The following is a 21,290-nucleotide window of genomic DNA, read 5'->3' on the forward strand; positions in this document are numbered from 1 at the left end:
CCGGGCGCATGCACTTTGATTTGTTGTTGATCAAAGTAGTGAATATATCTTATAATTTTCTGTTGACATGAATCAAAAAACAATAGATCGGCACGCTCGCTTACGATTGATTGTGATTTTCGTGCGTTTACTCGTGAGTTTCAGGTATTTACTCGTGAATTTGGACTTTTACTCGTGAGTTTCAGGCGTTTACTCGTGAATTTCAGGCGTTTACTAGTGAGTTTGGCACCTTTACTCGTGAGTTTCGCACTTTTACTCGTGAGTTCGCAATCTCGTGAGTTTTCGATTTGTTAAGGTTCATTGAATGACTTGCACAATCTCTAACTTTTAACCAAATTGAAAAAGGGGTTCGGAATTAAAACATTCCGAATCCCTTTTTAATTTAGACTAACACCTAGTCGGTACTTTCCTTATAATGTAGTTTTCAAATAACTTTGAACTTCATCCTGCAACTTAGCATATAAGCTTGTTTCCGCTTCAAAGTCCTGTTTTTCCAGGATTTCAAATTTTTCCGGGTGGTCTAAGTCTAGGTCAATCGACAACTTGAATTCATAGGTTGCGTTCCCGATTAAATCAATTGAATACTTTTGGCTTTCTTCATCATGGTGGACCACGCATTTAACTTTTCCGCCGTTATTGTAGACAGAAATTTCACTTTCCAACGTGTTCAATCCAACAGAGCATGTTACTAGGCTTGAAGCCGACATCGCCGTTCCACATGCATTCGTAAAGCCTACTCCCCGTTCGAATGTCCGCACATAAATGCTCCCTGGTTCCAGCTCTTTCACAAAGCTGACATTGACACCATCAGGGAAAAGATCATTCGGTTGATTGACCTTTGTTGAAAGTTCATCCTGCAAATCACTTTGTAAAACCTCACTATCGACGAGCGTGATCAAATGTGGATTAGGAACCGCCAATGCCGAAAATAATAAGGTATCATGAAGTTCCGGCAATAATTCGTTTTGCAATTGTTCTTTTTCAATGATAAGTGGCAGATCCTTCACATTAAAACTTACCGGGGAAATTTCCACCTTGAAAGTCGGAATTCCCTCATAAATATCTTCCGTTTTTTCCACGAGTAGATTTGCCTTCATGGTTTCCACGATCATTTTATCGAGCCCTAGAACGTCGTTCGCGTAACGTGCAACACAGCGAAGTCCATTGCCGCACATCGAGGCTTCAGATCCATCCGCATTAAAGACACGCATTCGGCAATCAGCATGTTCACTTTTCATTACGAACAAAATACCGTCCGCTCCAAGCCTCTCCCTATCACATAGGGCCTTCGCGAAATTTTCCCGCTCTTCTTCAGTAAACGTCAGGGTCGTAGTCAATTCATCAATGATTAAGAAATCATTTCCTGAACCATGGCTTTTTAAACCTTCAATAATCATCCTGTCACATCCTCTAATATGCTGCTTGTCATTTATCATTTTTTTAATATTCTATATCATAGCATTTTCAAGATGGATGTGTCATCGCGTAAATCACAATAAATCCATTTTTTACGACGAAAAAAACAGAAGAGCGGTTGAATAAGAATTAACTCATTCCAACCGCTCTTCCAAAATATTAACCGATCATACCAATGATGAAATAGACGATAAACATTCCGGCACTCACATACATCGGGGCTGACACTTCTCTCGCTTTTCCGGTTACAAGCTTCAAGAACGGGTACAGGATGAAACCGAATGCCATTCCATCGGCAATACTGTAAGTGAAAGGAATGATCGTGATAATCATGATTGCAGGTATGCTCTCGGTTAAATCGCTGAAATCCAGCTTTTTTATATTTCCGAGCATCAAAATGCCAATGATAATTAAGATGGGGGCAATGGCGCTATCAGGGATTACTTTAATCACTGGTATAAATAGCAGTGATAGAATGAATAGCACACCAGTCACCACTGAAGTAAAACCAGTTCTGCCTCCTGATGCGATTCCAGCTGCCGTTTCAACTGTAGCAACGGTAGGGCTCGAACCGAATATGCCTGAAAGCAGAACGGACACACTTGTAGCCTGCAGCGACTTTTTATAAGCATCCTGGCGGTTTATACTGTCTACATGCCCGTGTACAAGACCAATATTTTCAAAAACAAGAACCATCGTCATCGCAAATACACTTATCCAGAATTCAATCCGGTTCGCTTCCAAGAACGATAATGAAAAGAAGAGATCACCGTAGGAAGCTGTGTCTATGCCTGAAAAATGGATATTTGACAGTTGAACCGTCCCGAACCAATAGGCTATGAGGCTACCTGCCAGGATGGTAATCATGAAATTACCGGGGACATTCTTGATGAACAGCGTGATTGCCAGTAAAAAGGTCAACACCGTTGCACACACTGCTGGATCGCTTAAATCTCCCAGTGCGACGATAGATGATGAACCTCTCGTGATTATCCCGCCTTTCTCGAGCCCGATTAGCATCAAGAATAAGCCAAGACCGACAGATATGGCTTCTTTTATTGAACTTGGAATCGAATCACTGATTACCTTAGAGAATTTTGTAAAAGCGATGACTACAAAAATAACCCCTGAGATAAACACAGCACCAAGAGCAGATTGCCAAGATAGACCCATTCCTTGAACCATGGTATAAGCAAATAGGGCATTTACGCCCATTCCTGGAACGAGGAGAATTGGGACATTCGCCCAAAGTCCTATCATGACACAGCTTAAAGCAGATAAAAGAATCGTCGCAATCACTGCACCATTAATCGGAATGCCCGCTTCCGATAAAATCAGGGAATTCACGATGAGAATATAGACTATTGTAAAATAGCCGACCACTCCAGCAAGGATTTCACGTTTTCCATTCGTTCCGTAGTCGGAAAAATGAAAAAACGTTTCCAAGTTTAATTTCTTCATGTTGTATCCTTATTAATTTTGTCCCTCGCCCACCCGTTTGTATTAGTGACAAACTACACTTGGCGATTTTAACAAAAAAAAGGATAAAAATAAATAGAAAAGATCAAAATTCGAAAAAAACTGCCGGAAATAATCCCGACAGCCTCGATGAATTTATTATTTTTGTCCTTCTGCGTACCCGTCGACTACCAATTCCAACTTCCCTGTATCAGGCGAAATGATTAGACCATGTACAGGAATATTTTTAGGGATCAAAGGGTGTCCTTTAATCACTTCCACACTGTTCTTACAACTTTCATAAACATCATCAAATCCGCGAAGCCAACTGCGGATATCGATTCCTGCAGCTCCCAGTGTATCGATGGTGCTCTTAGGTATATCACGTTCGATCATCTTGTCTACTACAGAATCGGCATCGACTGATGCCATCCCGCAGTCATGGTGAGGTATGACCAATACTTCATCTGCCTTTAGCTCATAAATAGCAACAAGGATACTCCGCATGACACTTCCGAATGGGTGGGAGACGATTGCCCCGGCAGTTTTCAGGATTTTGACATCGCCATTTTTGACATTCAAGGATTTTGGCAATAGTTCAACGAGCCGAGTGTCCATACAGCTTATGATGACCATACGTTTCTCAGGAAACTTATCCGTTCTATACTTAACATATTCACCTTTTTCTACAAACTGTTCATTATAATCAAGAATCTCATTAAGTAAACTCATATTTACCACCTTTTAATTAAGTATTTTATCTATGTATTCCACTATGATTATATCAAATATTTAAAAGATTTGCTAAAGGGTTATTCTTGTCAATTTGAACGATGATTTAAAGTGGCTGCACAGAAGCCCAAGACGATGATTTTAGGAATTTCATCAACATTTGATGAAAATGAAAGTATGGGTGTATTTGTCTTGAATCGTTTCCCCCACTCCAAAGGCATCCAGCCCTCTTGGTATGAAACTATTTTTTCCCCTTCTTTTGTGGCAATCTCGAATGAATTCACACTTCCCGGCGTTTCAATGGGCATCCATTCCGTACCATCTTCCTTATATATCATACCATTAATCTTCACGAATGACCGATTTTCTTGATACGATCCAATAATGCCGCCCTGATCATCCATGATCGTCAATTTATTGAAAAGTCCCCTTTTGATATGGTACTTAGCCAGCAAACGCCCCTCATGGTCCACCAGTTCATAACGCTTGGCCAGGAGCATCGACAAGAAATTGGGTATCATCCACATGAACCACTTCATATTCGAATCCCGTACCTCGCCCATTAGAGACCCGTCCGGCGCAAAGAGAAGCAGGCGCAATGTCGGTGCTGGCATAAAAGTCAACAAAACATGTTCATTTTTAAATAACCCAGCATTTGTCCCGATGTGTTCATCAGGCAATTCCTTCATTCTATTTTCATATATACGATGACTGACAAATTGGGCAATGCTAAAGAAAATAAAAGGAGACGTTATCAATAATATATTGCCCGGTATCATCGCAAAAATATGGCAAATGAAAAATACAATGGCCAAAAGAAGTGATATCCAAGATGCATGAAAATTTGAATTGCTCGTTTTCTGATAATATTCACGTATATTCATATCCTGCTCTGCTCCTCACTCCTTACAAGAAAGATTGCCGCCTTGAACGAACATTGATTAGCAATACTACAAGACGCCCGGCATCCACTTCCTAAAAGTGCATTGAAGTAGTTATCATAATACTTTATTCGCTTTAATGTGATCTATTCCCTTTTAATGTAGGGCAATTCCCAACTTGGTTCATATAAAAAAGGACTCCGAATTGAACGGAATCCTTTTACATCAATACTATAATATCCTGAAAATCAACGGGAACCTATAATCCGTTCCTTCATAAGCCCTAACGGCAGCAATGATGGTGAATACGACTAAAGCTATCCCGATAACCGGCAATAGCAAGAATCCAACCAATACTATAGTGAGTATCCCTGCAACTATTGAATATACGGTGTAGGAAATGAAAAAATTCAGGTATTCCCTTCCGTGATAATCTACAAATTGTGACGAGTCCTTCTTCAATAACCAAATCACTAAAGGACCGATAAATGCTGTAAAAAAGCTGATCACATAAATAAGGGCAGCAAACACTCTTTCATCTTTAGTAGGCATAGTGTCTTCTCCTCCTTTCTCATATGAATAATTACGAATCAAGGGCAAAATAGTTTCATTTTCCCTCTCATTATATTCGAAAAAGGTAAAATTGGACTACCTTTTCTTCATAAAACCCAATTGGCAATACATATGACAAAAAATCAGAATATGTTCATCTGTCTTGTGCATACAGTTTAAATAATGGATGTCCCATACCTTCTAGAATGGAGTGATGTTTTTTTGCTTAACGAATTTCAAGCCTTCATCCTTGGGATCATTCAAGGCTTGACTGAGTTTTTACCTATTTCGAGCACTGGACATTTATATTTAGGACGGCATATTTTCCATCTTGACGAGGCCGGCATTTTTCTGGATACCATGCTCCATATCGGAACCTTGCTGGCGTTATTGGTCGTCTATAAGAATGACATTATTGCCATTTTGAAAAACCCTTTCTCCAAAATGACTCTGCTTCTCATTGCCGGGACAATCCCTGCAGTGATTGCCGGTATTTTACTCGGGGATTGGTTTGATGACCTTTCAAAAACAGGTGTAACCATAGGATGGGAATTTTTAGCAACTGGACTGATTTTATGGGTAGCGGACGGAGTAAGAAAAGGCGGCAAATCCCTTAATGAAATTTCGATTAAAGATGCCTTGATCATCGGTACCTTCCAAGCTGCTGCCATCATGCCTGCCCTTTCGCGTTCCGGCCTGACGATAGCCGCTGGTCTATTCTGCAGGCTTGATAGGGCCACTGCAGCCTATTTTTCCTTTTTGCTATCAATTCCTGCCATTACCGGGGGCATCGTATTTCAGATGAAACCGATTTTTACAGGAGAAGTTGAGCGGCTGCCACTCACTGCGCTTTTCGTCGGAACCCTTGCCGCAGCAATCTTTGGCTATATAGCCGTAGTATGGATGATCGATTTCTTAAAAAAGCGATCACTGAAAATATTCTCCATTTATGTATGGGCCCTCGGCGCAATCATTTTATTCATGCAATTCACAGGTGAATTTTAAAGAAAAAAGCAGTTTTTCATGGAAAAATGCACGCGTTTGCCTTCCGATTTCACCCTTGTTGAAAAAGTTGAAATTTGACGAAAAAAAAAGGCAAAAAACCTATTCCCAAACCGTTTTTTTTTTAGTATTATACCTTCGTAAGGTTCTTTTGATTTGCATATTTTCTGACAATAAAAATAGGGAAGGCAAATGGTGCGCCACCGGTTTCCGGTTCTAGTGGGTTCGATTCCCACCCCGAAATTTTTTGATGAGCGACTTAAAAAATTTCGAGGGTGGGCAGCGACTACGCATAAGAACTGCCCTCAAACGGAGGGACGGAAATGTTAAAAAAGAGAGATTTCACAGATTGTTTTTCTCTTTATGAACAAATGACGCATCCAGATGTCTTCCCTTTCGTGCGCCATAAGGTAGATTCATATGAAGAATATGTTTTCATTACTAAGCAAACGATCGAAGCCGAAGATGCTGGGCAACTCATTTCACGAACAATCTTGGATGAATGGGAAAATCCCATCGGTTGTATTTCTTTATACGATATTGAAAATGGTGCAGGTTTCTTAGGCACATGGCTTGGCAAGCCTTATCATGGAAAAGGATATAATGCCATTGCAAAAGACGCTTTCTTTAAAGAGCTTTTTTTCGAGCTCAGTTTGGAAACGGTCTTCATGCGTATTCGCAAAAAAAATATCCGCTCTATAAAAGCCGCAGAAAAGCTTCCCTATGCCGTCAATGCCAACGAAACAAGAAAATCCCTTTATGATCAGATCAATCATGAAGGAGATATCTACGATTTGTATGAAATCCCTAAAGATTTATACACCTTTCATATCCTTAGACAGCATGATGATGACGAACAGCAGTTACTTGAAGCATAGAGCGAAGAACATTTCAGCATGTCTTTGTTTATCTTTTAATATAATGGCCGGAGCTTCCAAACCTGGAAAGCTCTTTTTTCCATTTTTACAGGATGTTTAAGATAGATTGCTGCAAATCCCTATTCTTTTTAGGGATATTTTTTTATAATGAATACAATTGACCAATTCAATAATATATTCAAATCGTCATTGAAAGGACTTAATCATGAAAAAAACATTTGCTTTTATCGTGCAGCTTATCTTCCTGCTCATCATTTGCAAGCTCGGCTATTATTTAGCCAATTTACTTCATTTACCCATACCAGGCAACGTCATCGGCATGATTTTATTATTCGGTTTATTACAGACGAAGGTTATAAAAGTCGAATGGATTGAACTTACTTCAGGATTTTTGGTAAAGCACTTAGCCTTTTTCTTCATTCCCATTTCAATCAGTTTAATGACCATGGGATGGCTTTTCATTGAATTCGGTTTGCCATTGGCACTAACGTTGGGAGTCAGCCTGATTTTTGGATTCATCGTTTCAGCTTGGACCGTTCAGAAGCTATCCCATAGAGGAGAGGTTAAGCAGCATGACAGCGTTCATCACAACTTATAGCATCTTGATAACCATCCTTGCCTATTTCATTGGAAGGAAAATATATGCTAAACATCCATCACCTTTTACGACGCCCGTATTTTTCAGTACGGTTACAATTATTCTAGTACTGCTGATCAGCGGTTTGGACTTCGAAGACTATTCACCAGGAAAAGACATCATCACCTATTTCCTAGGACCGGCTACCGTTGCTTTGGCCGTACCACTTTATAAAAATAGAAAAATAATCGTTAAATATGCAATGCCCGCAATTAGCGGCATGATTTTTGGCCTTCTAGTCACATTGATCATTGCCTTTGCCATTGCAAAAGCATTTTCACTTCCGCAATTCATACTCCAAGGATTGGCGGTTAAATCCATTACAGTGCCCATCGCTGTTGAAATCACCGAACTTTATGGCGGAAATTCCAATATATCAGCAGCCTTCGTCATTTTGACAGGGGTACTTGGTACGATGATCGCTCCAAAAATGATGGATAAACTGAACATTACGATGCCCTTCGCACGCGGTATCGCTTATGGTACGATCGCTCATGGTCTCGGTACGGCTCAAGCTGCCCAGGAAAGTGAGTTTACCGGGGCTGTCGCAGGTGCGGCAATGGCTATCGCAGGTATCCTTATTTCCTGTTTCTTTCCTTTTATAAGTAATTTCCTATAAAAAAGAACCGCAACGTCAACGACGTTGCGGTTCTTTTTATGATTTTTTTTGCAGATCGTCGTATAAACGCCTTAGAATATACGTTTTATACAGCTCCAGTTTTTTTTTCTCAATTGGATGATAGCTAATCCCTGCGGCTTTCAGCTGCTGAATGAACCACCCTTTGGAATATTCATAAGCCATTCTACCCCCTCCTCTGTTCGAAAAAGATATGCTACATAGAGGGGAATGATACTTATTTTTTTGCACCCATTACTTTAAGTAGTAATTCATACATTTCAGCTGCCGTTTTGAATGGGCGTTTTTGACGCATTTTCTCCTGATATTCATCCGATTGTTTCACTAAATCCGCTAATGTAGCATTAAAAATCCGGTCATTTAGCTCTTCTTCTTCGATGACTTTACAAAAACCCTGTTTTTCAAAGCTTGACGCATTCAGGATTTGATCTCCACGGGATGCATTGGCACTTAGAGGGATAAGTAACATCGGCTTTTGCAAAGCAAGGAATTCAAAAATTGAATTTGAACCTGCCCTTGACACAACGACATCAGCAGCCGCCAATAGATCGAACAATTCTTCATGTACGAATTCAAAAGGAGCATATCCCCTTTGTTTCAATTCCGTTTTCACATTTCCCTTCCCGCAAATGTGAATAATCTGATAATCCTTTAATAAGGCATCAAGGTTATCTGTAATTAAATTATTGATTTTAACGGCCCCAAGGCTTCCTCCCATAACGAGCAACACCGGTTTGTTATTCGTGAATCCACAAAATGCCTTTCCAGCAGAAGCGTTTCCAGTAAAAATCCCATCGCGCAATACAGCGCCAAGATACATAGCCTTCTCTTTAGGAAGATCTTTTTCCGTTTCCTGGAAAGTAGTGAAGATTTTAGATGCAAGCGGCATGGCAATCTTATTAGCCAGACCAGGCGTAAAATCCGATTCATGTATCGCGATCGGTATCCTCAGCATCCTGCCTGCCAAAACGACTGGAACCGAAACGAATCCACCTTTAGAAAAAATGAAATCCGGCTTGGTCTTTTTTAATATTTTTCGTGCATCAAAAATCCCTTTTATGACCCGGAAAGGATCTTTCATATTTTCAACAGATAGATAACGCCGGAATTTCCCAACTGAAATCGTTTCATAACGGACCTCGGGAAATTCCGTTTCGATGATATTTTTTTCAATGCCTTTTTTTGATCCAATATAAGTAACATCCCACTCATGCTTTAAAAATTCCGGGATGATTGCTGCATTAACAGATACATGACCGGCAGAACCGCCTCCGGTAAATACTATTTTCTTAGTCAATATTTCCACCTTCCAAACTTAAAAAATCACTTTGCATCCATATTACCATATATCCTTGCCATTAATAACTTGAAAAAGTATTCAGTGAATCGCTAAACCCCAATGATGAATGTAATCATCGATTATTTTTCCTTTTTCAGCATGAATATATTATAATCTTAGTATTCTACAATACTACAAGATACATTGGAGGAGTAATACATTGCAAGAAGTTTCTGAATCACTCGATCAATTTGATGGAATCGAAGCCTGGACCAAATTAGGAATTTCCATTGGCATTTTTCTAATTTTCCTTTTGCTTCGGAAAGTATTTACTACATATATATTCAAGTTCTTTCTACGAATTGCAGAAAAACGTAAAGTAGAATTTGCCGCCAACTTAATGCTCGCTATAGAACAGCCGGTAAGATTGCTTATCGTTTTGATTGGTGTCATTATATCCATGCACTATTTTCCGATCGACTCACCTTCGGTTGAATTCAGATCGAAAATATACAGATCGTTTTTTGTCTTCTTATTCTTTTGGACGATTTTTAATATCAGTTCGATCTTAACTATATTATTTCCGAAATTGGTAGGTAAATTCGGACTTGAAGTCGATGAAATCGTCATGCCATTCTTTACGAAAATCATAAAATTAATCATCATTGCTTTTGGTGCCTCCATCATTGCGGAAGAATGGGGATTTAATGTCGATGGATTTGTTGCAGGGCTTGGTTTGGGTGGATTGGCTTTCGCTCTTGCCGCTAAAGATACCGTCAGCAATTTCTTTGGAGGTATCGTCATCGTTACCGAAAAACCTTTTACCATAGGAGATTGGGTCAAAACTCCAAGTGTGGAGGGAACTATTGAAGACATCACATTCCGAAGCACAAAAGTTCGGACTTTTGCCCAAGCTTTAGTTACAGTCCCAAATGCGACCCTATCGAATGAACCGATCATCAACTGGTCCAAGATGGGCAAAAGACAGATTGCCTTTCATTTGGGAGTGAATGTCACGACACCAAAAGAAAAATTGGAAAATGTCATTAAGAAAATTGAAAAAATGCTCATTGATCATCCTGAAGTACATCCGGAAACGATTTTGGTTAAATTTGATGAGTTCAGTCATTCCGGTTTCAACCTTTACCTTTATTTCTTCACGAAAGCGACGGACTTTGGGGGATATTTATCAATCAAAGAAGATGTGAACTTTAAAATAATGGAGATATTGGAACAGGAAGATGTACAAATTGCCATTCCTTCACAGGCATTCATTCTTCAAAAAGACTCAAATTTGGAAGCCATGAATGATTTTGAATCCATGCGTGACTGACAAAAGGACTTGCCCAATACGGCAAGTCTTTTTTAGCTTCAAATAAAAACTCTTAAAACATCACATGCTTATGTGATATAATTCTTTCATTGTGTTGAAAATTCCAAATATTGATATTGAGGTACTTTGATGAATCAGACTTATACTAAATCACAAAAGCTCCGCTTGTTATTTTATATATTGATACCTATCCTGATCACCCAAATCAGCATGTATGCCATGACTTTTTTTGATGTGATGATGTCGGGACAATACAGCACTCAGGACGTTGCTGGCGTCTCCATCGGCAGTTCGCTATGGACACCAGTGTACACGGGGCTGAGCGGGATATTGATTGCCTTGACGCCGGTGGTTTCACAACTGGTAGGTTCCAGGCAGTCTAAATCCGTTTCCTATTCCGTGATGCAGGCCATTTATTTAGCTGTTGCTTTAGCCTTGATCATTTTAATCATTGGGGCGTTTTCTTTGAACCCCGTATTGAGTGCCATGGACCTTGAAGATAGTGTCCACATGGTGGCTCATGATTACTTGATCGCCCTTTCACTCGGTATCATTCCTTTATTCGTTTATAATGCGTTGAGAGCTTTCATCGATGCTCTGGGACAGACTAGGATTTCCATGATCATCACCTTATGTGCACTCCCGGTAAACGTCCTTTTTAATTACCTGTTAATATACGGTAAGTTTGGATTCCCTGAACTTGGCGGTGTCGGTTCCGGTTACGCCACTGCCATTACGTATTGGTTAATTGCCCTTGTAGCCATCCTTGTTGTGATAAAAATCAACCCATTTTCGACATATGAGGTTTTCAGTGAATTTTTCCGGGTTTCCTGGAAAGAATGGAAGGCCTTATTATTGATTGGGGTACCCATCGGACTGGCTATCTTTTTTGAAACAAGCATTTTCTCGGCCGTCACCCTTTTAATGAGTAAGTATGATACCGTGACAATTGCATCGCATCAGATTGCCATGAATTTTGCGTCACTGCTTTATATGATCCCGCTAAGTATTTCCATGGCATTGACGATCGTCATTGGATTCGAAATTGGAGCGGCCCGTTATAAAGACGCCAAAGAGTATAGCTGGATTGGCATTTCGATGGCATTGACGATGTCGCTCGTTTTGTCGACCATCCTATTCCTCTTCCGCGAACCTGTGGCCGCTTTATACACAAAAGACCATGAGGTTATGATGCTGACATCACATTTCTTGATATATGCCATCTTCTTTCAGATATCGGATGCCCTGCAGGCACCTATTCAGGGTATTTTGCGTGGATATAAAGATGTAAATGTCACATTTGCGATGTCACTTGTCTCCTACTGGATTCTCGGGCTTCCCATTGGCTATTTCTTTGCAAAGTATACGGATATGGGAGCCTTTGGGTACTGGATCGGCTTAATTTCCGGCTTGGCTCTCGGAGCTATAGGCTTGGCGGCTCGCTTACGGTTCATACAACAAGTAAAATATAAAAAAATGGCGTAAAAAAAGAGTGGGGCTGGATTATACCGGCCTCACCCTTTTTCATTCTGAATTCAACCCCTAAACCACTAGGCTTTATATATTTTCCCAAGAACATCCTTACCGCCTGTTACCGGTATGATGCTGCCGGTAATGAAATCTGATTTTTCATCACAAAGGAACGTGATGACCCTCGCTATATCTTCCCCTGTACCCGGTCTGCCGACTGGAACCGTATCATCCTTTTCTTCTCTCGCGACCCTAATTTCCTCCTCTTTCCAGTCACCTACGATATCACCGGGACAGACCATATTCACGGTGATGCCATGTGTAGCTTCTTCGGCAGCTAAAGTTCTTGTCAAGGAGGTCAAGCCGCTCTTTGCAGCAGCAAAAACAGAACGATAGATCCAACCTGGTGCAGTTTCACACCGTTCAAACCCTAATGTAATGACTCTACCCCAGTTTCTACTGCGCATATGTGGAATAAGCTCTTTCGCAAAATAGAAAAAACCATTTAAATTTCCATCCATGATGTACTTCCATTCATCACTGCCATATTCAGTCATAGGCTTACGGTCATGCATATATGGCCCTGCATTATGAATGAAAATATCAACATGGCCAAATGACTCCGAAATCTTTTGCAAAATATTCAGGCAATCCTCCTCACTTGACGAGTCACCTTGAATCGCAATTGCCTTAACATGGTACTTATCCTGTAATTCATCCACTAATGCTAAAGCTGCCTTTTTACTTTTTCGATAAGTAATGATAATGGACATTCCATTATCCGCGAGTGAAAGTGCCATCCTTTTGCCGATTCCCGTTGCTCCACCAGTAATAAAAGCTACTTTGTCATCCACAGGCTTTACCCTCTTTATCTAATGGATTTTACTTAATTATACATAAGTTTATTCCATTTTCTATAATTTAGTAATTATAAAAAAGAACCTATGGGCTTTAGCTGCATAAAATATAACAAATAAACCTGTCAGACCAAAAGCAGGAGAGAGGAATTCAATATGTTTCCCTGGAATTCACTTTTTTCTTTTAAGAATAACCCGAACCAGAAGGACTTCATGAAAAATATGCAGCAAAGTGATGTACAATCGTTCATCGAAAAAGTATTTTCACAAGTCATCCCTGACAATATGCAAGGTATGATGAACCAAAATGATGGCGGCTCACAAACAGTAAATGCCAGATCTGAACATCCTTTACATGCAGAAGTATTTGAAACCCACTTATATGTCTTTGTAAGAATTCCTATAGAAGATGAATCTTGGCTAAAAAATATGAAACTTTACCATACATCTAACCAATCCATCATCGAGGGGATTCCTGAAGAGTCAGATCGGCATGTCATTACACTCCCCGCACTTGTTAAGAAAAAAGGGGCATCGGCCCAATATAAAGAATCAACGTTGGAAATACGTCTTCAGAAAAGTTTCAATACCCAGTATTCAGAAATCGATGTATCCGAGATATAAGCTGCTACACACCGGGACCTCGCTGATAATAAGGTGCGGTTCCTGTTATTTTCTTGGTGCCAACCTTTTTTAGATTTCACTGTATTTTATTTCATGGAATGGAATGATCCATTCTCGCAAAAAAAGAGCACCCCATGTTAATGGGATGCTCTTTTCTATTAATCTATTATTTTCCGATGAATTGTTGAGTCCAGTAGTTACCAGATTCTACGTAACCTACTCCGATATGAGTAAAGCTAGGGTTCATGATGTTTTCACGGTGTCCTTGGCTATTCATCCAAGCTTGTACCACTTCTTCAGGTGTTTGTTGACCTTGTGCGATGTTTTCGCCAGCTGTTGTATAGCTGATTCCGAATTGTTTCATCATATCGAATGGTGAGCCGTAAGTTGGGCTATTGTGATCAAAGTAGTTTTTATCTTTCATGTCTTGAGACTTAATACGTGCAACTTTGCTCAACTCAGTGTCGATTTTAAGAGCTGCCAAACCTTGTTTTTCACGTTCTGCATTTGTTAATTTAACAACTTGTTGTTCAAAAGCACTTAATTCAGAGCTTGTCTCTTGTTTTTCATCAGTTGATTTATTAGGTGTAACTGGTTTTGCTTCAGGTTTTGCTTGGTTCGTTGTTCCAGCTTCTTGCTGAACTGGTTTTTGAACTGGTTTTTGAACTGGTTTTTGAACTGGTTTTTGAACTGGTTTTTGAACTGGCGTTTGTTGTGGCGTTTGTTGTGGCGTTTGTTGTGGCGTTTGTTGTGCCTGCGCTGCCGGTAAAGTGATATTGTATTTAGCTAGGTATTGGTTAAGGACTTGTTGCATATCCTCTTTATTAGTAGATTTAAAAGTTACTTGTTTCACAGTATCACAGTTGGCTGCTTCAGCTTGGTTAGCTCCTACTCCTGTGAATATAATAGCTGCAGCCGCTGCTGCTGACATAAACATTTTCTTTTTCATTCGTATTTCCTCCTGTGATGTTCATTTTTTGTTGTGCTTTGCTTCTGGAATTATCATAACATGCACTTTTTGTAATAAAGGCTCCATCAATTTCCATCAAATTCACAGGGTGCGAATGAAAATAATTTATGATCCAAGTTTCAGAGAAATCTTGCAAAAATGCTTTAACTATCTATGTTTCTGCCAGTAGTATAAATACTCATATTTTCCCAGTAATTTCTTGTCAATGGTAGTTACATAGAACTATTTCCATTGAATACTAATAAATTTTAATTGACATATCATTTCCAACCTGATTTTTATGACTTTCTTTACTTTTATGTTACAAATTTTTCGGTTTAACTTCGACATTTCGTCATATTCTCCCTATCACCTTGAATATTTTTTCAAATAAAAAAAAACAATCCGGTTTTAAACCCGAATTGTTTTGATTTCGATGGTATATTCATCATTTCATTTCTTCATCATTCATCTCGTCCATTTCCTTTTTTTCGCCACTTTGTTCAGGAGTGCTTGGTTTGCCTATTACGAATTCTTTCTTTGGCATGTTGTGCATATCCCTTGCAGTTACATGGGCATATACATAGTAGGTTCCTTCTTTATCAAAATTCTTTTCCAATTCATATATGCCGTTCCCTTTATGTTTCACTGCGATCTTGTCATGATCATCGCTATTCGCAAGCCAAATTTCAAAACTGACATCATCCGCATCTGTCACGGCTTCGTCCCCATATGTTACTTTTGCCTGAAATTTCACAGGCTCATTCACTTTACCCTGAATTGGATCGACAGCTAAATCGACATTTAACATTTTCGGAATTTCCTCTTCCTTGCTGCATCCAGCCAAAAAAAATAACGCCATGCAAAATAACAGGATTTTTTTCATTTTTGAACGTATCCCCTTTTTATGAATTCCATTCTTCTTTTATAATCGGTAGGATGACCCTGACTTTTGTGCCCCTTTTTTCCTTGCTTTCTATTTCGATTTTACCATTTTGTAATTCCACCAATTTTTTAACAATCGACAGTCCAAGCCCTGACCCGCCATCAAAACGGCTGCGTGCCTTGTTCACTCGGTAAAAACGATTCATGATATATGGCAGATCCGCTTCCGGAATCCCGTTACCCGTATCAGTAACCAGCAGTTCGCAATCATCTTTATGCTGAATTAAGGTAATATGGATCGCCCCTCCGGGATCCGTGTACTGAATGGCATTATCAATAATGTTATGTAGGATCTGTTCCATCCTTCCTTCATCCCCCAAAATAATCGGGTCTGGATCCAGATCTAGCTGCAAGCCCAATTGCTTTTCTTTTATTATCGGTTCATATTTCACAAGTACGTCTTCAATGAATTGCGCATAGGCAATCGGGGTTTTATTTAACATGAATGGATCACTATCCATTTTTGATAAGTCCATCAGATCTCCCACAAGCCGCTGCAGCCTAAGAGCCTCCCTTGAAATGAGTTGAAGGTATTTCCGTTGCTCTTCATCATTTTTCACGACACCATCCAATATGGCCTGCGTATAGCCCTTTACGTAACTAAGCGGGGTTCTGAGCTCATGTGCAACATTTTCTAAAAATTCTTTTTTTCTTTCTTCTTCCATATGGATGGAATTGGCCATATCATTAAAGGCCATTGCCAGTTTCCCTATTTCATCATGACTCCTTACCTCGACCTGTATGTCATAATTCCCCTCTGAGACACGATGGGCTGCAGTCTCGATTTCCTTAATCGGACTGACTAGCTTTTTCAACCATTTCGTAGTAAACAAAATCGCGACAATCAAAAATAATAGAACGGCCGCCATCCATTTTGCGGCAAATTCCTTGAGTAATACCGTAATGGAATCTACAGGAATATATGTATAGATGATACCTTCGAGCCGATTTTCGTCAATCAGGGGTATGATCGCCGCTACGATGTTCTTTTCAAATCTTTTCTCATATCCCTCTTTTTCAACGGCTTTCCCATCTAAAAGCATTTGCCGTTCTTCTTCAGAAATAAGGGTGTCATAATTGATTTCAAAAGGCAGACAGGCACTCAATTCCCTCGGATTGTTGACGACAAAGATCTCGCTGTCATTCTTACTGTTAAACCATTCAACTTTTTCCTTGAAATCTTCGCTGATTTCACCGCCGGAGTAATCCGCCCCTAGCAATGACGCTTCATTGACTAAATCTGTTTTAAGCTTCTCCACATATAGATTTTTATAATAATATTGAGAAAGTGAATAAGCGAACAGCACGGATAGGATGATGGCGGTGATGATGGTGAGCCATAATTTAAAAGTGAGGGTTCGCCATTTATTGATCATTTCTTTTCCTCTATCTTATAACCGATTCCCCAGACGGTTTGAATGTAATCGGCCGCTCTTAATTTCATTCGTAACGTTTTGATATGGGTATCCACGGTCCGTAAAGATCCTCCATACTCCCCGCTCCATACATTTTCAAGCAGTTGTTCACGGCTTAGTGCCTGGCTTTTATGACGCATGAGGAATAAAAGCAATTCGAATTCCTTCAAGGTTAAATTGATTGGCTTCCCTTCCACCAAAACCGTTCTGGATTGTAAGTTCAAGCTAATTTTACCGAACCGGACATGGTTTTGACTCTCTTCATTCAATGATAATTTCCCTGTCCTCCGCAATACCGCTTCGACCCTTGCAACCAATTCTCCTGGATTGAACGGTTTGACGATATAATCGTCGCCGCCAAGCTTCAGCCCTTTCACCTTATCCCATTCTTCACCTTTCGCACTGACAAATATCACAGGAATCTCCCAATTTTCACGAATTTCTTCACAAACGGAGAAACCATCCATACCTGGCATCATGATATCCAATAGAATTAAATCAACTTCCTCTGTTTCAACCATACTAATAGCTTCTTTTCCATTCGCAGCTTGAAGGCATCGATAACCTGAGTTCAGTAAATACATTTCAACTAGATTTCGCATATCTTCTTCATCATCCACGACTAAAATGGTGTAAACATGCATGTCATCTACTCCCTCAACATCAATTGGAACGGACCTTCGCCGACTTTGATCGTTTTTTTAACATCGACTGTTTCAGCATCCATTACATACACTTCATCACTATCATATCCCGCCACGATCACATCTTCGTTAAAGCTAGCCATTTCAAAAGGGTTGACGCCGACCACTTTGCTTTTCACTTCCTCATATTGATCATTCAATTTATATAAGGAGCTTGTACCATGACTAAGGACAAATATGCCTTCTGCATTCTCAAGGAACTTTATCGGCATGGTTGGGGCCTTCAGCTTATTCTTCAACTCTCCCGTTTGTGCCGAATAAATATATAGATCTTCTTCCACTTTGTCCCCATCACCGTGTCCTCCGATCCATATTTCATCCTTTTCTTCCCTTAATAATGTGCCTGTGCTGGAACTATGTACGGGAAATTCAAAATCGACCTTTTTCGTTTCAAGATTTATTACAGAACATTTGGTATCACCAAAATTAATAACATACAAACGATTCGATTGCTCTCCTTGAAGAACGGTCAGGGGGCTTTTACCAACCTTGACAATATCCTGTTTCTCCCCATCTGTATTTAAAAAATAGATGGAGTGATTCGATTGGTTGACCGCCACGATGCTTTTTCCATCATGTAACAACTGCATATTAACGATCCCTTTGCCAATTTCCCAACTGTTTATCAGTTTTCCTGCTGATAAAGAGTACACTTGGACTTTCTCCATCTCTTTTCCATAAAGCAGGATAGTATCTTTGTCTGCCAGGAGCAGTGCTCCGGTAAATGGTTCTGAAATATCCCATTTTGCAAATGGATGATAGTTTTCATCTATGAAAGTCAGTGAGGTATCCTTGATATTGACAGTCGCCAGGAAAGATTCACTTTTATTGATTTTAGTTAATGCATTACTGCTATTACACCCAGTAAGCAGTACGATGGCAAGAAAAAGCCCAATGCCCCACTTCATATTTTAAGCTCCTTATTCATTAAATATCTATTTTTTAAAGATTTTAACAATGATTTGTGAAAAAAGTATGAAGCAGAAAAGAATATTTGCTAACAAGCATCTGTTACACCTCGGAAATCATATTCTTTCCAATTCAGTGATATAGGCCATGACGATCGCATTTTTCATTTCTTCAGAAAGCGAAGATTCCATCACGCGTTTAATGCAGAGGTAAAATTTCTCCAATACCGGTTTTCGGGCACGGGGATGGGCATTTTCATCCAAAAGCTCACGGCGGATGAGTTCCGACAACACTTCCCCTCCACTTCCATCGGTCATCTTACGATTATTCCATATGCTTAAATAAGCCACCAGTAATTCTTCTTGCCTGACATTTTCTTTCATAGTATCCCTTCCATCCATTACTAATTTATACATATTAATGTTCGAGTTTGTAAAGACTATCTTAATAATACGATCACGCTTTTTAAAATTCAAAAAGGGAGTGAGTACAATGTCTCAAGTATACCGCTGTCCGAATTGCCGGACAAATAAATCTCGCTTCAATCTCATTCAGCAAGTAGCAACCCCCATTAAAAAGGATCCGCAGTCAGGTGAGATTATTGAACAATATTCGAATGATTCCCTTCAGCCATTCCACCTAGCATATAATGGTCCTGAAGTTCGGGTTCAATGTGCTGCTTGCGGATTAATAGAAGACGAAAAGACATTTGCCGCCTTTGGAATGCAACAATAAAAATGGTCAGACCCATAAATGGGTCTGACCATTTTTTCAATCTTTTCCTACTGACATCTTAGCCCGGTCTATGGCGATTGGAATGGCTTTTCCATCCTCATATCCTTCATCTAATAATGCATTGGCGATTTCTATAGCCTTTTCCCTTACATCTTTATCTAGATTCTTCATCGAGTTTGGGTAATCGTTCTTATTCCATGGCACTAATACCGCCTCCTTGATAAGAAAGTCTCCTTTTTATGTTTCCCTTCTTTAAAGGGCGGTAAACTTTTATCGGGCCGCTTTCAATTCCAAAGCTTTCAACTGAGCGATCAACATTTCCTTATCCAACTTTTCCCCGATCATGACGATATTCAATGGCATTTTCATCATTTCATTCATATACATCGGCATTCCGTAGGAGTATTGGAATAAATGGGGGTATTGTGAATGTGTAAAGGAAATGTATCCTTTCATTCGATAGACCGTTTCCGGGAGAGCCCTAAGCCACTCTTCAAAGTCGGTTTGTGCCACGGCACCTTCAAATGTATGAACGACTGCAGTTAAATGCAAATGGTCATGTACATCAAGCTTTTGATGGCCATTATGCCGTTTTCTTTGCATCTGCTGCAATGATGCCAAGGATACGGCTGCATACTCCGTCAATAAACATACGGCATCCGGATTCAGCGCCTGTATCGTATAAATCAGCTGTGCGGCCTCCATCTCACTTACTAAATCCGCTTTATTCAATAATATGAAATCGGCATGGTGGATTTGCTCGACAAGCAACTGTCGAAGCTGCGGAGACAGTTCCTCCCGATCGCGCCACCTTAATAAATCGACGACAGTGATAATCCCTTTATACTCCAGCCTTTTGGCGAAAATCGGCGACATGATGCCATCCAATACTTCAACTGGATGAGCTGCGCCCGTCGTTTCAATATAAACCGCATCCAGTTCATTTTCCGTTAGCAATTCATGAAGCTGAACCTCCAGTTTATCTTGAATTGTGCAGCAAATGCATCCGTCAAACAACTCCTTAAGTGGCACTCCATCACCAAGGAGTCCGCTGTCAACCGATACACTGCCAAGCTCATTTAAAAGCACGGCCACTTTTCTACCCGCTTCACTTTCCTGTTTTAAAATATTTCGAAGAAGCGTCGTTTTCCCGCTGCCGAGAAAGCCGCCCAATATGTATACTTCGGTTGTTTTCATTCTTATCTGCTCCTATGATCCGGTTAAATTCGATTCCGTTAAATTTTATCATACTTATCTTACTAAAGCACTTGCCGGATCCACATAAAAAAACCAGCCCTTAAGCTGGTTTTTCAACAATGATTCATGCTTGAACTTCATCTTTTTCGTAAATCGGCACCCATCCTGCCGCTGTTACGAAAATACGGACAGCAACAGTTTTCCTATCTTCTGCGAGCGTGAAATAATGTCTTGTTGATTCTGGTACACTAATAAGATCTCCGGGATTAAGACGTACATCAAACCACTGTTTATCATTGCCTTCAATGGCAAAGATACTCGTACCTCCCGCTATGAAACGCACTTCATCATCTTCATGGTGGTGTTCCTGCTTAAAGTTTTCAAGCATTTGATCCAAGTTCGGATTTGCATCTGATAATGTGATGATATCATGCGCTTTATAGCCTCTTCTTTCAGAAATTTCCGCTATCTCTGATTGGAATGTTACAAGGATTTCCTTCTTGTCAGCATCTGTTAGATCGTATTTTTCCACAAGATGGGCCGGTAATTTAGAAATGTCCCATTGCTCATAAATAACCCCTTGTGTTTCTAAAAACCCTTTTACCTGTTCACCGTTTTCAATAACCTCGTTTGTTTCATGGAATTTGATCGTCGCCATCATTCATACCTCCTCTATGAGT

At 39.9% G+C, this 21,290-nt stretch carries 25 protein-coding genes; 8 read left to right on the forward strand and 17 right to left on the reverse strand.

Annotated elements, in window-relative coordinates:
• Window positions 1-410: 410 nt before the first annotated feature.
• The 5 genes from dapF to MKY17_RS16015 all read right to left on the reverse strand — a co-directional run bounded on the left by dapF (window position 411) and on the right by MKY17_RS16015 (window position 5,039).
• Window positions 411-1,397, reverse strand: a complete 987-nt coding sequence (dapF, locus tag MKY17_RS15995) for a diaminopimelate epimerase (protein WP_098369374.1) — start codon at window positions 1,395-1,397, stop codon at window positions 411-413.
• A 178-nt stretch (window positions 1,398-1,575) separates the two neighbouring features.
• Complete coding sequence (locus tag MKY17_RS16000) at window positions 1,576-2,877, reverse strand: NCS2 family permease (protein ID WP_098369373.1); 1,302 nt, start codon at window positions 2,875-2,877, stop codon at window positions 1,576-1,578.
• Between the two features lie 156 nt (window positions 2,878-3,033).
• Window positions 3,034-3,606 (reverse strand): carbonic anhydrase, encoded by a 573-nt coding sequence (locus tag MKY17_RS16005; protein ID WP_098369372.1) that lies wholly within the window; start codon window positions 3,604-3,606, stop codon window positions 3,034-3,036.
• Window positions 3,607-3,695: 89 nt separating this feature from the next.
• Window positions 3,696-4,490: a hypothetical protein gene (locus MKY17_RS16010; RefSeq protein ID WP_141994673.1), complete on the reverse strand. Its 795-nt coding sequence runs from the start codon at window positions 4,488-4,490 to the stop codon at window positions 3,696-3,698.
• A gap of 228 nt (window positions 4,491-4,718) precedes the next feature.
• Window positions 4,719-5,039, reverse strand: a complete 321-nt coding sequence (locus tag MKY17_RS16015; RefSeq protein WP_034311189.1) for a DUF4870 domain-containing protein — start codon at window positions 5,037-5,039, stop codon at window positions 4,719-4,721.
• A gap of 183 nt (window positions 5,040-5,222) precedes the next feature.
• Between MKY17_RS16015 and MKY17_RS16020 the strand changes: the two genes are divergently transcribed.
• The 4 genes from MKY17_RS16020 to MKY17_RS16035 all read left to right on the forward strand — a co-directional run bounded on the left by MKY17_RS16020 (window position 5,223) and on the right by MKY17_RS16035 (window position 8,175).
• On the forward strand, window positions 5,223-6,044 hold the full coding sequence (locus tag MKY17_RS16020; RefSeq protein WP_098369370.1) for an undecaprenyl-diphosphate phosphatase: 822 nt from the start codon (window positions 5,223-5,225) through the stop codon (window positions 6,042-6,044).
• Between the two features lie 320 nt (window positions 6,045-6,364).
• Window positions 6,365-6,919 (forward strand): GNAT family N-acetyltransferase, encoded by a 555-nt coding sequence (locus tag MKY17_RS16025; RefSeq protein WP_098369369.1) that lies wholly within the window; start codon window positions 6,365-6,367, stop codon window positions 6,917-6,919.
• 205 nt (window positions 6,920-7,124) lie between these two features.
• Window positions 7,125-7,517, forward strand: a complete 393-nt coding sequence (locus MKY17_RS16030) for a CidA/LrgA family protein (RefSeq protein ID WP_098369368.1) — start codon at window positions 7,125-7,127, stop codon at window positions 7,515-7,517.
• Window positions 7,492-8,175, forward strand: coding sequence for an LrgB family protein (locus MKY17_RS16035; RefSeq protein ID WP_069981733.1), 684 nt, complete (start codon window positions 7,492-7,494; stop codon window positions 8,173-8,175). The genes MKY17_RS16030 and MKY17_RS16035 overlap by 26 nt, the downstream gene beginning before the upstream one ends.
• Window positions 8,176-8,211: 36 nt before the next feature.
• Here MKY17_RS16035 and MKY17_RS16040 read toward each other — a convergent pair whose 3' ends face one another.
• Together MKY17_RS16040 and MKY17_RS16045 are read right to left on the reverse strand one after the other, a co-directional pair.
• Window positions 8,212-8,358, reverse strand: a complete 147-nt coding sequence (locus tag MKY17_RS16040; RefSeq protein WP_098369367.1) for a DUF2639 domain-containing protein — start codon at window positions 8,356-8,358, stop codon at window positions 8,212-8,214.
• A 52-nt stretch (window positions 8,359-8,410) separates the two neighbouring features.
• Window positions 8,411-9,490 (reverse strand): undecaprenyldiphospho-muramoylpentapeptide beta-N-acetylglucosaminyltransferase, encoded by a 1,080-nt coding sequence (locus MKY17_RS16045; RefSeq protein WP_098369366.1) that lies wholly within the window; start codon window positions 9,488-9,490, stop codon window positions 8,411-8,413.
• A gap of 202 nt (window positions 9,491-9,692) precedes the next feature.
• Between MKY17_RS16045 and MKY17_RS16050 the strand changes: the two genes are divergently transcribed.
• Window positions 9,693-10,805, forward strand: a complete 1,113-nt coding sequence (locus tag MKY17_RS16050; protein ID WP_286176844.1) for a mechanosensitive ion channel family protein — start codon at window positions 9,693-9,695, stop codon at window positions 10,803-10,805.
• A gap of 129 nt (window positions 10,806-10,934) precedes the next feature.
• On the forward strand, window positions 10,935-12,290 hold the full coding sequence (locus tag MKY17_RS16055; RefSeq protein ID WP_098369365.1) for an MATE family efflux transporter: 1,356 nt from the start codon (window positions 10,935-10,937) through the stop codon (window positions 12,288-12,290).
• Window positions 12,291-12,355: 65 nt separating this feature from the next.
• On the opposite strand, the gene MKY17_RS16060 is transcribed toward MKY17_RS16055, so the two are convergent.
• A complete protein-coding gene (locus MKY17_RS16060) occupies window positions 12,356-13,129 on the reverse strand; it encodes an SDR family oxidoreductase (protein WP_098369364.1) in 774 nt (257 codons plus the stop codon).
• 216 nt (window positions 13,130-13,345) lie between these two features.
• Between MKY17_RS16060 and MKY17_RS16065 the strand changes: the two genes are divergently transcribed.
• A complete protein-coding gene (locus tag MKY17_RS16065) occupies window positions 13,346-13,756 on the forward strand; it encodes an Hsp20/alpha crystallin family protein (protein ID WP_260398121.1) in 411 nt (136 codons plus the stop codon).
• A 166-nt stretch (window positions 13,757-13,922) separates the two neighbouring features.
• Here the strand turns inward: MKY17_RS16065 and MKY17_RS16070 are convergent, their stop codons facing one another.
• The 6 genes from MKY17_RS16070 to MKY17_RS16095 all read right to left on the reverse strand — a co-directional run bounded on the left by MKY17_RS16070 (window position 13,923) and on the right by MKY17_RS16095 (window position 19,061).
• Window positions 13,923-14,705 (reverse strand): CAP domain-containing protein, encoded by a 783-nt coding sequence (locus MKY17_RS16070; protein ID WP_098369362.1) that lies wholly within the window; start codon window positions 14,703-14,705, stop codon window positions 13,923-13,925.
• A gap of 448 nt (window positions 14,706-15,153) precedes the next feature.
• On the reverse strand, window positions 15,154-15,591 hold the full coding sequence (locus tag MKY17_RS16075; protein ID WP_098369361.1) for a FixH family protein: 438 nt from the start codon (window positions 15,589-15,591) through the stop codon (window positions 15,154-15,156).
• Between the two features lie 19 nt (window positions 15,592-15,610).
• Window positions 15,611-17,026 carry a HAMP domain-containing sensor histidine kinase gene (locus MKY17_RS16080; protein WP_098369360.1) on the reverse strand — a complete coding sequence of 472 codons (1,416 nt, stop codon included), beginning with the start codon at window positions 17,024-17,026 and terminating at the stop codon, window positions 15,611-15,613.
• Window positions 17,023-17,709 (reverse strand): response regulator transcription factor, encoded by a 687-nt coding sequence (locus MKY17_RS16085; protein WP_098369359.1) that lies wholly within the window; start codon window positions 17,707-17,709, stop codon window positions 17,023-17,025. Before MKY17_RS16085 ends, MKY17_RS16080 begins: the two co-directional genes overlap by 4 nt.
• Window positions 17,710-17,714: 5 nt before the next feature.
• On the reverse strand, window positions 17,715-18,677 hold the full coding sequence (locus MKY17_RS16090; protein ID WP_098369358.1) for a hypothetical protein: 963 nt from the start codon (window positions 18,675-18,677) through the stop codon (window positions 17,715-17,717).
• Between the two features lie 117 nt (window positions 18,678-18,794).
• Window positions 18,795-19,061, reverse strand: coding sequence for a hypothetical protein (locus MKY17_RS16095; RefSeq protein WP_098369357.1), 267 nt, complete (start codon window positions 19,059-19,061; stop codon window positions 18,795-18,797).
• 109 nt (window positions 19,062-19,170) lie between these two features.
• Here MKY17_RS16095 and MKY17_RS16100 point away from each other — a divergent pair, with 109 nt between their 5' ends.
• Complete coding sequence (locus tag MKY17_RS16100) at window positions 19,171-19,413, forward strand: DNA alkylation repair protein (RefSeq protein WP_076366082.1); 243 nt, start codon at window positions 19,171-19,173, stop codon at window positions 19,411-19,413.
• Between the two features lie 36 nt (window positions 19,414-19,449).
• On the opposite strand, the gene MKY17_RS16105 is transcribed toward MKY17_RS16100, so the two are convergent.
• From MKY17_RS16105 to MKY17_RS16115, 3 genes are all read right to left on the reverse strand, one after another.
• A complete protein-coding gene (locus MKY17_RS16105; protein ID WP_157831134.1) occupies window positions 19,450-19,617 on the reverse strand; it encodes a hypothetical protein in 168 nt (55 codons plus the stop codon).
• A 66-nt stretch (window positions 19,618-19,683) separates the two neighbouring features.
• Window positions 19,684-20,610 carry a CobW family GTP-binding protein gene (locus tag MKY17_RS16110; RefSeq protein WP_098369356.1) on the reverse strand — a complete coding sequence of 309 codons (927 nt, stop codon included), beginning with the start codon at window positions 20,608-20,610 and terminating at the stop codon, window positions 19,684-19,686.
• Window positions 20,611-20,734: 124 nt separating this feature from the next.
• Window positions 20,735-21,268, reverse strand: a complete 534-nt coding sequence (locus MKY17_RS16115) for a cupin domain-containing protein (RefSeq protein ID WP_098369355.1) — start codon at window positions 21,266-21,268, stop codon at window positions 20,735-20,737.
• Between the last annotated feature and the right edge of the window lie 22 nt (window positions 21,269-21,290).

This window comes from Peribacillus sp. FSL P2-0133 (assembly GCF_037975445.1).
Classification (GTDB): domain Bacteria; phylum Bacillota; class Bacilli; order Bacillales; family DSM-1321; genus Peribacillus; species Peribacillus simplex_E.